Genomic DNA, 12,467 nt, shown 5'->3' on the forward strand with positions numbered 1-12,467 from the left:
CCTTGGTGACGGGTCTTTCGGCACAGGCCAAATGACGCCCTTATTGTTGCGCCAGCGAGCCAGAAAGCAAGCCGCCTGCCGTTACATTTAATTAACCAGCCGGGGCCGACGTTGATTTCCCGCCCCGCTATCTCGCCAACCTCCCCTGCCAGATCAAAAAATTCATCTTATATATGGGTTAACGTGGCCCCAGTTTCATTTTCCAGTGAGAAAAGCCCATGAACATGAGCCACACCGAACGTCTGATCCTGAGCAACCAGTACGAGATCCTGGCCAAACTCAATCCGGAGAAGGCGGCGTTTTACCAACGGGCCAGCACCATCATCGAGCGCGGCTACTGCCTGCAGATCCTCGAACTGGAGAAGAGCTTCGGCCATCTGGATCTGGCCACCTGCCAAGAGGTGATCGACACCCTGGAACTGCACCATGCACTGGCCATCTCCTGGGGCAACCTGGAAGCGGCCGATCAGGGCGAAATCAATGCCAGCCGGCTGGAGTTCAACGGCTATAGCCGCAGCCAGGAGCGGGAGCTGGCCGATTACGTCTGCTTCCTGCTGGAGGTGGACAAGCGCTTCCCCGAGCTCAAGTGCCCGTGTGACGAGCTCTCCAGCGATATCGCCATGCGCGACAAGTACCAGCGCATGCTGGCGGTCTGGCGCCAGTGCCCGCGTCAGTACAAGCTCTCCATTCAGGAGATCCGCAAGGTTCTGGCAGCCTGATAGACATGAAAAAGGCGCCGCGAGGCGCCTTGGTCCGAGTCATGGGCCACAGGCCTCACTCGTAGAGGAAGGATTTGTCCAGCTGCTTGAAGGCGGCGTTGAGGGTATCGGCCAGCTCTTCGTATCGGGGCTGGGCCACCAGCTGGCGACGACCGCCCTGCTCGTTCATCTTGCCGTTGATCTCGCGATACCAGCTGGCAAGGGAGGGTGGCAGCCGGGTATCGGCACGCTGACCGAGCCAGTAGTAACCCTGCAGCGGCAGGCTGAGCAGAAACAGCACCGAGGTCATGACCGAAGGCCAGTAATGCAGCTCGCCGAACTGGAACTGCAGCATGACGCTGAGCACCGCCAGCGCCGGAATGACCTTGAGGGCGAACTCGGTGGCCTTGATCACCCGATTCTCCGGGAACATGGAATTAAGCTCGGGACGGCGGGGCCAAAGGGTCATATAATGACGGCCTTGCTGTAACTTAGTTCCAAAAATGTTCATGCTCATGCTACCTCCGAGCTCTTTTTGAACGTATTAACGGCAAAACCACGACAATATTTGATGCGCAATAACAAAGGTTGAGGATGACTTTGTTATTTTTCAACAATCGGGTTATCCTTTGTACGCCCAATTTTTGCGCCAACGGCCTGCCGTTGCGCTGTCAGGGACGTCTGGATTTCGGGTCTTGTATCACTATACAAGGGGCAAGCAACAGATTGCCAACCCTCATAAGGATAAGTTGAAAGTTTTTGGACACGGCTCGTCCAACGCATCCTCCTACACAACCCAATCTGCGATAGGATTTATTCATGAGTAAGCTGGTTCTTGTTCTTAACTGTGGCAGCTCGTCCCTGAAGTTTGCTGTCATTGACGCAACCACCGGTGATGACCTGCTGTCCGGCCTGGCCGAGTGCTTCAACCTCGACGACGCCCGCATCAAGTGGAAACTGAACGGTGAGAAAGGCAGTGCCGATCTGGGCGCCGGTGCCGCTCACCAGGAAGCGCTGGACTACATCGTCAACAAGATCCTGCCGCTCAACCCGGAGCTGTCCAAGAACCTGATCGCCATCGGCCACCGTGTGGTACACGGCGGTGAGCGCTTCACCTCCTCCGTGCGCATCTGCGACGACGTCATCGCCGGCATCGAAGCCGCCGTACCGTACGCGCCGCTGCACAACCCGGCTCACCTGATCGGTATCCGTGAAGCCCGTCGCGTGTTCCCGGCGCTGGCCGAGAAGAACGTTGCCGTGTTCGACACCGCGTTCCACCAGAGCATGCCGGAAGAAGCCTTCCTGTACGCCCTGCCGTACAAGCTCTACAAAGAGAACGGCATCCGTCGCTACGGCGCCCACGGCACCAGCCACTACTACATCAGCCTGGAAGCCGCCAAGCAGCTAAACAAGCCGGTGGAAGAGCTGAACATCATCAACTGCCACCTGGGCAACGGCGGTTCCGTCTGCGCCATCAAGAACGGCAAATCCGTCGACACCTCCATGGGCCTGACCCCGCTGGAAGGCCTGGTGATGGGTACCCGTTCCGGTGACATCGATCCGGCCATCATCTTCTTCCTGCACGACAAACTGGGCATGAGCGTGGCCGACATCAACACCATGCTGACCAAAGAGTCCGGCCTGCAGGGTCTGACCGAAGTCACTTCCGACTGCCGTTTCGTTGAAGACAACTACGACAGCAAAGAAGAAGCCAAGCGTGCCATGGACGTTTACTGCTATCGCCTGGCCAAGTACATCGGCGCCTACGCCGCCGCCATGGACGGTCGTCTGGACGCCGTGGTCTTCACCGGTGGTATCGGTGAAAACTCCGCCCCGATCCGTGAAATCACCCTGAACAAGCTGGGTCTGCTGGGCTTCGACGTCGATCACGACGCCAACCTGAAGGCTCGTTTCGGCAAGGGTGGCGAGATCACCAAGGCTGGTTCCACCAAAGCCCTGGTTATCCCGACCAACGAAGAGTGGGTCATCGCCCACGACGCGCTGGAACTGGTTGGCGCATAATTTCGCTGTAGAGCAAGGCCGCCCAAGGGCGGCCTTTTCCTGATCCCAAAAATGAACAAGGGGTATAAAGTGGCACGCACTATTATGCTTATCCCGGTCGGCACTGGTGTCGGCGTAACTTCCGTGAGTCTTGGCGTTGTTCGCGCCATGGAGCGTCACGGTGTCAATGTCAGCTTCTTCAAACCGGTCGCTCAGCCGCGTCCGGGTGAAACCGGTACCGAGCGCTCCACCGCCGTGATCCGCGCCGCTGCCAACATCAACCCGCCCGAGCCGTTCGCCCTCTCCTACGCCGAGAACATGATCACCTCCAGCAACACCGACATTCTGCTGGAAGAGATCGTGGCTCGCTTCGAAGAGCACGTGAAGGCCAGCGGTGCCGAAGTGCTGGTCATCGAAGGTATGGTACCGACCGACAAGCAGCCGTTTGCCAACAAGCTGAACTACGACGTCGCCAAGGCGCTGGACGCCGACATGGTGTTCGTGACCCATCCGGGCAACGACTCCAGCCAGAAGCTGAAAGAGCGTATCGAGCTGGCCTGCTCCAACTTCGGTGGCGTCAACAACCCCCGTATCGTTGGTTGCGTCATCAACAAGGTGGGTGCACCGGTTGACGAGCATGGCGTGACCCGCCCCGACCTGACCGAGATGTTCGAGGCCCACCACCACACCTCCGACGCCGCCCATAACCTGGAAGTGCTGCAGGTATTTGGCAAGAGCCCGCTGCGCATCCTCGGCTGCATCCCCTGGAATACCCAGCTGATCGCCCCGCGCGCCAAGGATCTCGCCAAGCACCTGGCCGCCAAGATCCTGCACAAGGGTGAGCTGGACAGCCGTCGCCTGCAGACCGTGACCTTCTGTGCCCGCTCCATCCACAACATGATCGAGCACTTCCGCCCGGGCAGCCTGCTGGTCACTTCCGGCGACCGTTCCGACGTCATCGTCTCCGCCTGCCTGTCCGCCATGAACGGCGTCAAGCTGGGTGCCCTGCTGCTGACCGGCAACTACCATCCGGAACCGCAGGTGATGGCACTGTGCCAACAGGCCATGGCCACCGGCCTGCCGATCATGATCACCGGCACCAACACCTGGCAGACCGCCGTCAGCCTGCAAAACTTCAACGTCGACATTCCGGAAGATGACCGCGAGCGGATCGAGCTGGTGCAGGACTATGTGGCCGGCCACATCGACAAGCACTGGATCGAGTCTCTCTCCGCCAAGTCCACCCGTTCCCGTCGCCTGAGCCCGCCGGCTTTCCGCTACCAGCTGACCGAACTGGCCCGTCAGGCCAACAAGCGCGTCGTGCTGCCGGAAGGGGAAGAGCCGCGGACCATCAAGGCTGCCGCCATCTGTGCCGAGCGTGGCATCGCCCGTCCGGTCCTGCTGGGCAACCCGGAAGAGATCCGTCGCGTTGCCGAACAGCAGGGCGTGGTACTGACCGACCGCGTCGAGATCATCGATCCGGTTGCCGTGCGCGAGCGCTATGTGGCTCGTCTGGTCGAACTGCGCAAGAACAAGGGCATGACCGAAGTGGTTGCCCGCGAGCAGCTGGAAGACAACGTGGTACTGGGTACCATGATGCTGGAGCGCAATGAAGTTGACGGCCTGGTATCCGGCGCAGTGCATACCACTGCCAACACCATCCGTCCGCCGATGCAGATCATCAAGACCGCTCCGGGCTCTTCCCTGATCTCCTCCATCTTCTTCATGCTGCTGCCGGACCAGGTACTGGTCTACGGTGACTGCGCGATCAACCCGGATCCCACTGCCGAGCAGCTGGCCGAGATCGCCATCCAGTCCGCCGACTCCGCTGCCGCCTTCGGCATCGAGCCGCGCGTCGCCATGATCTCCTACTCCACCGGCACCTCCGGCGCCGGCGCCGATGTAGAGAAAGTGCGTGAAGCCACCGAGCTGGCCAAGGCCAAGCGTCCCGACCTCATCATCGATGGCCCGCTGCAGTACGATGCGGCCATCATGGAGAACGTGGCCAAGTCCAAGGCACCGAACTCACCGGTTGCCGGTAAAGCCACCGTGTTCGTGTTCCCGGACCTGAACACCGGCAACACCACCTACAAGGCGGTACAGCGCTCTGCGGATCTGGTCTCCATCGGCCCGATGCTGCAAGGCATGCGCAAGCCGGTCAACGACCTGTCCCGTGGCGCCCTGGTGGACGACATCGTCTACACCATCGCCCTGACCGGTATCCAGGCAGCCCAGGCCGAGTAATCGACCGAGCTTATCCCTGTTGAAAAACCCGCCGCAAGGCGGGTTTTTTTATGGCTGACGGGCAGATGTTGATCCGCGAGATCAAATCAGGATCCAGCACGGATCCCGTCTTCTCGTTCAGAGGCCAGCCCGGCAAGGGCGGCGAGATAAGCAAACGCTCACACCCGCCAGAGGCGATTGCACAATTGCGCCCCAGCCGAGATCAGATCCAAATACTTCTTTAAGATCAGCACACTAACGTCAGACACACCGCTAATCTACAGACTTTTCCACAGCTTTTGTGGATAGTTTACCGATCATTTGAAAGAAAATGACAGACTCGGCCGCGCTTTGCGCCCATGAAAAAGGGGCTCCGAGGAGCCCCTTTGGACAACAAACCCGCCAGCCACCGGCTCAGGGACGCAGGGATTTGTCGGCACGGGAGATACCGCAGACGCCGGAACGCACCACTTCGATGATCTCGTTGGTCTGAGCCGCCGTCTTGATGAAGGCATCCAGCTTGTCGCTGGTGCCTACCAGCTGCACCGTGTAGAGCTCGGGAGTGACGTCGACGATCTGGCCGCGGAAGATATCCGCCAGCCGTTTCAGCTCGTCACGACCACCACCGGCGGCGCGCGCCTTGACCAGCGCGATCTCCCGCTCGATGTGCTCACCCTCGCTCAAGTCGCATACCTTGAGCACGTCCACCAGCTTGTGCAACTGCTTCTGGATCTGCTCCAGCACCCGCTCGTCACCCATGGTGACGATGGTCATTCGCGACAGGGTGGGATCCTCGGTGGGGGCAACCGTCAGGGTCTCGATGTTGTAGCCGCGCTGGGAGAAGAGGCCCACCACCCGGCTCAGGGCGCCGGATTCGTTTTCCAGCAGTACTGAAATGATGTGTCTCATCAGGTTCTCTCCGTCTTGCTCAACCACATCTCGTCCATGGCGCCGAACTTTATCTGCATCGGATAAACGTGCTCATCCGGGTCCACCGAGATATCCATGAACACCAGCCGATCCTTCATGGCAAAGGCCTTCTCCATGGCGCTCTCCAGCTCGGCCGGATCGCTCACCGCGATGCCGACATGGCCATAGGCTTCCGCCAGTTTGACGAAGTCCGGCAGCGACTCCATGTAGGAGTGGCTGTGGCGACCACCGTAAAACATCTTCTGCCACTGCTTGACCATGCCCAGCGCCCGGTTGTTGATGGAGATGATCTTGATGGGCACCCCGTACTGCATGCAGGTGGAGAGCTCCTGAATGTTCATCTGCACCGAACCGTCGCCGGTGACGCAGCAGACCACCGCATCCGGGTTGGCAAACTGGGCGCCCATGGCGGCCGGAATGCCGAACCCCATGGTGCCGAGGCCGCCGGAGTTGATCCACTGGCGCGGCTTGGCAAACGGGTAGTAGAGGGCGGCAAACATCTGGTGCTGGCCCACGTCGGAAGCCACGAACGCCTCCCCCTTGGTCACCTTGTAGAGGGTCTCGATCACCTGCTGCGGCTTGATCAGGGTGGGGTGGGTCTCGTAGGCCAGGCAGTTGCGTGAGCGCCACTGGCCGATCTGGCTCCACCAGTCCGCCAGTACCTGCTTGTCGTTGTCGAAACCACACTCGCGGATCACTTCCAGCATCTGCTCCAGCACGGTTTCCACCGAGCCGACGATGGGCACATGGGCCTGCACCGTCTTGGAGATGGAGGTGGGATCGATGTCGATGTGGACTATGGTGGCATTGGGGCAGAACTTGGCCACGTTGTTGGTGACGCGATCATCGAAGCGGGCACCCACGGCGAAGATCAGATCCGCGTTGTGCATGGTCTTGTTCGCTTCGAAGGTGCCGTGCATCCCCAGCATGCCGATGAATTGCGGATGGGTGCCGGAGAAGGCCCCCAGCCCCATCAGGGTGGTAGTCACCGGCAGGTTCAACAGCTCCGCCAGCTTGGTCACCAGGTGATCCGCATTGGCATTGATGGCGCCGCCACCGACGTACATCACCGGGCGCTCGGCCTCCACCAGCAGCTTGGCGGCGCGCTTGATCTGCCCCTTGTGGCCCGACTTGGTCGGATTGTAGGAACGCAGGGACACCATCTCGGGATACTGATAGGGAAACTTCTCTTTCGGGTTCTGCACGTCTTTGGGCAGATCCACCACCACCGGCCCCGGGCGGCCGCTGGCAGCAATGTAGTAGGCCTTCTTGATGGCGTCGGGAATGTCGCTGGCCTTCTTGCACAGGAAGCTGTGCTTCACCACCGGGCGGGAGATGCCGATCATGTCGGTCTCCTGGAATGCATCCTCCCCGATCATGCTGGTCGGCACCTGGCCGGACAGGATCACCAGGGGGATGGAGTCCATGTAGGCAGTCGCGATCCCCGTAATGCAGTTGGTGGCGCCAGGACCCGAGGTCACCAGCACAGTGCCCACCTTGCCGGTGGAGCGGGCGTAACCGTCCGCCATGTGCACCGCGGCCTGCTCGTGCCGCACCAGGACATGCTCCATCTTGCCGTTTTCAAAGAGAGCGTCATAGATGTCGAGCACTGAGCCACCAGGGTAGCCGAAAACGTGCTCAACTCCCTGATCTTCCAGCGCTCTAACCACCATCTGGGCGCCTGATAACATCTCCATGATAAAGCCCTCCAGGCTTTGCTCCGTTAAGCGAAAGCTATCGGCAGTCCGCTGCTTCCCGGCACCGCCGGTCCGTGCATTGTTGTTGTCTGAATACGGACCCGGCGAGTTCGGCGCTGTCGATAGTAGAAAAATAGGTTTTTTCCATCATTCACCCGAAAAGCGGGTGAAAAACCAACTTAACCCGCTTGTGAACGCTTGTCCACGGCTTTGTCTGACCAGAACAGTCATAAATTTCAAACAGCTATTAACATTCAGTGACTTGAGAAAAAGGGTGGGGACAATGCGGGGAAGTTGGGGGAATGACCAGCGGATCATGCTGCCACGGCCGCCCTGGATGGAAAAAATAAGCCCACCGCATAGGTGGGCTCGCAGCCTGGCAGGGGATCAATGATCCTCTTCCGGCTCCGCCAGCCAGATCTGCTGATCCGGATCCGTCTCCTCGCAGACCGAGATACTGACCCCCATGTCCAGCAGCTCGTGCAGGGTGAGATTGTCCGCCAGATTCATGGTGTCGCCGTTTTCATTGGTAAAGCGCATGGTGTCCGTCCTCTCCTTGGTGGGATCCCTCTCAGTCTAGTCAAAGGCGCTCACTTGCGATAACCAACTGCTGTTTAGCGGGCTGCCCCCCTCCAGCTCGCTCAGCCGATCACACACCTCTTCCGGGAACAAGGTGCGAGCCCACAGCCGGCGAGAGAGCGCCGGCACGCTCTCCTGCGCTCCGTCCGCCAGCCAACCCGCCAGCTCATTGGCAACATCTGGGTAGATAATCTGGCCAGGGGCGGCGGCATCCAGCCAGGCCCGCACCGCGTTGGCATCGAGCGCATCCATCAGACGGGCCAGCCCCATCAGCTCCAGGGTCTTGCTGTTGGTCAACTGCTCGAACTGGCCCCCCAGCGGCTTGACCAGCAGCTTCTTGCCTAGGGAGAGCGCCTCCGAGGCGAGCTCGAAGCCACCGTTGGTGATGACCCCGCGACAGCCGGCCAGCATCTGCTTGAACCCCTCCCTGGCCTGCGGTTCGAACGCTATGTTGCGCCACTGGCTGGCGCTGCGAATGGCCGGATGAAAGCAGACGAAGCGTTGCTGGTTGAAGCGCGACAGCAGGGCAGCGATCGCCTCGGTCTGCTCAAACGGCAGGTAGACCAGGATCTGCTGATTGTCGGGTGCAGGCGGGATGGCGTCTATGATGGGCGGCAGCAAGGGCTGACCGAAGTGGAACCAGTGCAACCCGAGCGCCTGGCGTACCGGCGCGAAGTGACGCATCAGCTGACGGTTGAAGCCGCTCTCCCCCCAGCGCGGAATGGGCCAGTCGAAGCTCGCCTGGTGGCTGATGGTGAGACTCGGCTTGCCCCAGCGGCGGGCGGCGTGGGCACTGATCGGCTCGAAATCGCTGATGACGAGATCGTAGTCGCGGCAGTCGAGTGCCCGCATGTCGCGCCAGAAGCGCAGCGGCGAGAGCCCCTTGAGGGTTCGCCAGCCCGAAATGGCCCCCTCGTGGCTGACGAAGGTGATGCCGGGAAAGGCACGATAATCGCCGAATTCAGCCATTTCGAAGTAACCGTCCGCAGGGCGACCGCTGAACAGATAGTCCACCTCCAGACCACGGGCTCGCAGCGCCCGCGCCAGGGTACGACTGCGGCTGATGTGACCGTTGCCGGTGCCCTGTACCCCGAACAGGATCCTCATCATTGGCCCCAACTGAGCGCCAGCAGGGCGCAGCCACCGCCGAGCAGGGCGCCGGCCACCAGATCGCTCAGATAGTGCACCCCGAGCAGCAGACGGGACGCCCCCACCAGCGCGGCCCAGACAAACAGCAAGGGGGCCCACAGCGGGAAGCTGGCGGCCAGCACGGTTGCCATCAGAAAGGCGGCGGCGGTATGACCGGAGGGCAGGCTGTAGCGATCGGAAGGGGTAATGAAGACCGGCAACCCCGCCGGGCGCTGGCGCTTGAGCAGGTTTTTCAGCAGCAGGTAGAGCGGCAGCTCGAAGGCGAAGGCGAGCAGCGCCAGCTTCACCAGCTCGCGCTCGGCCTCCCCCTGCCACCAGAGCAGGGCCGCCAGCACGGCGTAAAGGGGGCCATCACCGGTCCGGGAGATGAGCCGGCTGATCCTGGCTTGTGGCCGGTTGTAGGCGTGCAGCAGGCAGATACGGCACACCTGCAGGTCCCATTGCTGGATCTTGTTCATAACCCCTCCTTCCCTGAAGTCTTGAAGCAGACTAGGGCGACGGGGTGACACTTGGTTGAACGTGGGATAACAGATTTATGAAAAAAGGGCCGAATGGCCCTTTTTGCTGTCCAGGTGGCAAATGATCAGTTCAGAGTGCCGCGCAGACCGTTTTCCATCAGACGGCAGTTGTGATCCGCCAAGCGGGCCATGAAGTGTTCATCCACGGTCAGGCCGAACACCTGCTCGTAGAGATCCTTCATCACGAACGGCTGCCACATCATGCTGAGGAAGGAGATCTTCAGCATCTCGGGATCCAGGTTGTCACCCAGTTCGCCGTTGTTCTTCATGGACTCCAGCAAGGCATCAAACTGGGGCAGCTGGCGTTCCAGCAGGCGGTTCAGCACAAAATCCCGACCTGGGCTCTTCTCGGTCGATAATGCGCTGGAGATGGCGGAGGTCAGCTCGCTGTTGGGCGCCATCACCTGATAGTAGGTGTTGAGCAGATCGTTGAGGCTGCGGTTGCCGGCCTCATCGTGCCAGGCTTGATCCAGCGGCTCGGCCACATCGCCCAGCACCGCCTTGTAGAGACCCTCTTTGCTGCCGAAGTAGTAGTGGATCATCGCCAGATTGGAGCCGGCCAGCTCGGCGATCTCACGGGTCGTCACCTTGCTGTAGGGGGTGTTGAGAAAACGCTCACGGGCGGCAGAGAGCAACTTGTCACGAATGTCAGAACGTCCGACCGGACGACCAGGTCTACGTTTTTCCATTTAATACCTCAGATAATTCAGCAAAAACTGACAAGTCGATCTGATTGCACAGATGATCGAGTACAGCAGGAATGACCAGATAATCGTGCAAGGGCCGAATATGGGACAAGTAAATTTGCACTCCTTTACAATCCGATTAAATAAACCAGCGAAATGAACCGGGTCTGCGCGGTTGACACAGCATAAAAATCTCGATATTGGTAAAAGCGTTATCGACTGGAAGGATTGATTCATCATGCGTATTGCCGCTCGGCTACTACTAATCTCCCTAATCGCGACCAGTCGCGCGGGATCCTTGTAGCCGGGCTCAGGCATAGCCGGAATTTACAAAAACCCGTGCACCCTGCACGGGTTTTTTTATGCCAACGCAGGATGCACGTCACCGAACTTAGGAAGAGGGAAGTCACATGTCAGATCGGGTCATCATATTCGACACCACCCTGCGCGATGGTGAGCAGGCTCTGGCGGCCAGCTTGACGGTCAAGGAGAAGCTGCAGATCGCCCAGGCGCTGGAGCGGCTCGGTGTCGACGTCATGGAGGTGGGGTTCCCGGTCTCCTCCCCCGGCGACTTTCAATCGGTGCAGACCATCGCCCGCCACATCAAGCAGAGCCGGGTCTGTGCCCTCGCCCGCGCCCTGCCCAAGGACATCGACGCCGCCGGCGAAGCCCTGCGGGTCGCCGAAGCCTTTCGCATCCACACCTTCATCTCCACCTCCTCCATCCACGTCGAGAGCAAGCTGAAGAAGAGCTTCGAAGACGTGCTGGAGATGGGGGTCAGCGCCATCAAGCATGCCCGCCGCTACACCGACGACGTGGAGTTCTCCTGCGAGGATGCGGGCCGCACCCCGATAGACAACCTGTGCCGCATGGTGGAGGCCGCCATCAAGGCCGGTGCCCGCACCATCAATATTCCCGATACCGTCGGCTACACGGTACCGACCGAGTTCTCCGGCATCATCCAGACCCTGTTCAACCGGGTACCCAACATCGATCAGGCCATCATCTCGGTGCACTGCCACGACGATCTGGGCCTCTCGGTGGCCAACTCCATCGGCGCCGTGCAGATGGGGGCCCGCCAGATCGAGTGCACCATCAACGGTATCGGCGAGCGGGCCGGCAACTGCTCGCTGGAAGAGGTGGCGATGATCCTGAAAACCCGCGCCGACCTGCTCGGGGTACACACCAACATCCGCCACAGCGAAATTCATCGCACCAGCGCCCTGGTCAGCCAGCTCTGCAACATGCCGGTGCAGCCCAACAAGGCCATCGTCGGGGCCAACGCCTTCTCCCACAGCTCCGGCATCCATCAGGACGGCGTGCTCAAGGCGAAAAACACCTACGAAATCATCACCCCGGAGAGCATCGGCCTCACCCAGAACAACCTCAACATGACCTCCCGCTCCGGCCGCCACGTCATCAAGCACCGGATGGAGTCCATGGGCTACGCCGAGAGCAGTTACGACCTCGACGATCTCTACGGCAAGTTCCTCACCCTGGCCGACAAGAAGGGGCAGGTGTTCGATTACGATCTGGAGGCCCTCGCCTTCTTCAGCCAGATCCACGAAGAGCCGGAGCACTTCAAGCTGGAGTACCTCGGCGTGCAGAGCGGCAGCTCGGTGATGGCCACCGCCTCGGTGAAATTGAAGGTGGGCCAGGAGATCGTCAGCGAAGCCGCCACCGGCAACGGCCCGGTGGACGCGGTCTACCAGTGCATCAACCGCATCACAGGCTACGAGATCAGCATCGACAAGTACGAACTCAAGGGCAAGGGGGAAGGCAAGAACGCCCTCGGCCAGGTCGACATAGTCGCACAGTACAAGGGCCGCAAATTCCATGGCATGGGCCTGGCCACCGACATCATAGAGTCTTCCGCTCAGGCGTTGATCCACGTGATCAACAGCATTTGGCGCGCTGATCAGGTGGCCGAACAGATGGAACGCAACGTCGCAAAAACAGACAAGATCAATACGGAGAGCGTGTGAG

Annotated in this window: 11 protein-coding genes; 4 read left to right on the plus strand and 7 right to left on the minus strand. The window is 60.3% G+C overall.

Features of this window, described 5'->3' with window-relative positions; all coding sequences use genetic code 11:
* Positions 1–218: 218 nt before the first annotated feature.
* Complete coding sequence (locus tag AACQ43_RS05875; RefSeq protein WP_010634968.1) at positions 219–719, plus strand: YfbU family protein; 501 nt, start codon at positions 219–221, stop codon at positions 717–719.
* 55 nt (positions 720–774) lie between these two features.
* Here AACQ43_RS05875 and yfbV read toward each other — a convergent pair whose 3' ends face one another.
* The gene (gene yfbV / locus AACQ43_RS05880) at positions 775–1,215 is read right to left on the minus strand and encodes a terminus macrodomain insulation protein YfbV (RefSeq protein ID WP_011704832.1); all 441 of its coding nucleotides are present in this window, start codon (positions 1,213–1,215) and stop codon (positions 775–777) included.
* Between the two features lie 302 nt (positions 1,216–1,517).
* Between yfbV and AACQ43_RS05885 the strand changes: the two genes are divergently transcribed.
* Both AACQ43_RS05885 and pta read left to right on the plus strand, forming a co-directional pair.
* A complete protein-coding gene (locus tag AACQ43_RS05885; RefSeq protein ID WP_011704831.1) occupies positions 1,518–2,720 on the plus strand; it encodes an acetate kinase in 1,203 nt (400 codons plus the stop codon).
* A gap of 51 nt (positions 2,721–2,771) precedes the next feature.
* A complete protein-coding gene (pta, locus tag AACQ43_RS05890) occupies positions 2,772–4,943 on the plus strand; it encodes a phosphate acetyltransferase (RefSeq protein WP_017410280.1) in 2,172 nt (723 codons plus the stop codon).
* 393 nt (positions 4,944–5,336) lie between these two features.
* On the opposite strand, the gene ilvN is transcribed toward pta, so the two are convergent.
* From ilvN to AACQ43_RS05920, 6 genes are all read right to left on the minus strand, one after another.
* Positions 5,337–5,831, minus strand: coding sequence for an acetolactate synthase small subunit (gene ilvN / locus AACQ43_RS05895; RefSeq protein ID WP_076362481.1), 495 nt, complete (start codon positions 5,829–5,831; stop codon positions 5,337–5,339).
* On the minus strand, positions 5,831–7,549 hold the full coding sequence (locus AACQ43_RS05900; RefSeq protein WP_168966433.1) for an acetolactate synthase 3 large subunit: 1,719 nt from the start codon (positions 7,547–7,549) through the stop codon (positions 5,831–5,833). Before AACQ43_RS05900 ends, ilvN begins: the two co-directional genes overlap by 1 nt.
* Positions 7,550–7,936: 387 nt before the next feature.
* Complete coding sequence (locus tag AACQ43_RS05905) at positions 7,937–8,089, minus strand: hypothetical protein (RefSeq protein ID WP_011704826.1); 153 nt, start codon at positions 8,087–8,089, stop codon at positions 7,937–7,939.
* 36 nt (positions 8,090–8,125) lie between these two features.
* On the minus strand, positions 8,126–9,235 hold the full coding sequence (locus AACQ43_RS05910; protein WP_168966435.1) for an MJ1255/VC2487 family glycosyltransferase: 1,110 nt from the start codon (positions 9,233–9,235) through the stop codon (positions 8,126–8,128).
* A complete protein-coding gene (locus AACQ43_RS05915) occupies positions 9,235–9,735 on the minus strand; it encodes a phosphatase PAP2 family protein (RefSeq protein ID WP_168966437.1) in 501 nt (166 codons plus the stop codon). The genes AACQ43_RS05910 and AACQ43_RS05915 overlap by 1 nt, the downstream gene beginning before the upstream one ends.
* Positions 9,736–9,860: 125 nt before the next feature.
* Positions 9,861–10,484 (minus strand): TetR/AcrR family transcriptional regulator, encoded by a 624-nt coding sequence (locus AACQ43_RS05920; RefSeq protein WP_011704823.1) that lies wholly within the window; start codon positions 10,482–10,484, stop codon positions 9,861–9,863.
* 407 nt (positions 10,485–10,891) lie between these two features.
* Between AACQ43_RS05920 and leuA the strand changes: the two genes are divergently transcribed.
* Positions 10,892–12,466 (plus strand): 2-isopropylmalate synthase, encoded by a 1,575-nt coding sequence (gene leuA / locus AACQ43_RS05925; protein ID WP_011704822.1) that lies wholly within the window; start codon positions 10,892–10,894, stop codon positions 12,464–12,466.
* Position 12,467 lies beyond the last annotated feature (1 nt).

It is taken from the genome of Aeromonas sp. DNRA1 (genome assembly GCF_963888745.1).
Classification (GTDB): domain Bacteria; phylum Pseudomonadota; class Gammaproteobacteria; order Enterobacterales; family Aeromonadaceae; genus Aeromonas; species Aeromonas hydrophila.

Coding starts and splice junctions, on each gene's coding strand:
- ilvN (WP_076362481.1), bottom strand. CDS start 5,831: ATGAGACACATCATTTCAGTACTGCTGGAAAACGAATCCGGCGCCCTG.
- pta (WP_017410280.1), top strand. CDS start 2,772: ATGAACAAGGGGTATAAAGTGGCACGCACTATTATGCTTATCCCGGTC.
- AACQ43_RS05910 (WP_168966435.1), bottom strand. CDS start 9,235: ATGAGGATCCTGTTCGGGGTACAGGGCACCGGCAACGGTCACATCAGC.
- AACQ43_RS05885 (WP_011704831.1), top strand. CDS start 1,518: ATGAGTAAGCTGGTTCTTGTTCTTAACTGTGGCAGCTCGTCCCTGAAG.
- AACQ43_RS05875 (WP_010634968.1), top strand. CDS start 219: ATGAACATGAGCCACACCGAACGTCTGATCCTGAGCAACCAGTACGAG.
- AACQ43_RS05915 (WP_168966437.1), bottom strand. CDS start 9,735: ATGAACAAGATCCAGCAATGGGACCTGCAGGTGTGCCGTATCTGCCTG.
- leuA (WP_011704822.1), top strand. CDS start 10,892: ATGTCAGATCGGGTCATCATATTCGACACCACCCTGCGCGATGGTGAG.
- AACQ43_RS05920 (WP_011704823.1), bottom strand. CDS start 10,484: ATGGAAAAACGTAGACCTGGTCGTCCGGTCGGACGTTCTGACATTCGT.
- AACQ43_RS05900 (WP_168966433.1), bottom strand. CDS start 7,549: ATGGAGATGTTATCAGGCGCCCAGATGGTGGTTAGAGCGCTGGAAGAT.
- yfbV (WP_011704832.1), bottom strand. CDS start 1,215: ATGAGCATGAACATTTTTGGAACTAAGTTACAGCAAGGCCGTCATTAT.
- AACQ43_RS05905 (WP_011704826.1), bottom strand. CDS start 8,089: ATGCGCTTTACCAATGAAAACGGCGACACCATGAATCTGGCGGACAAT.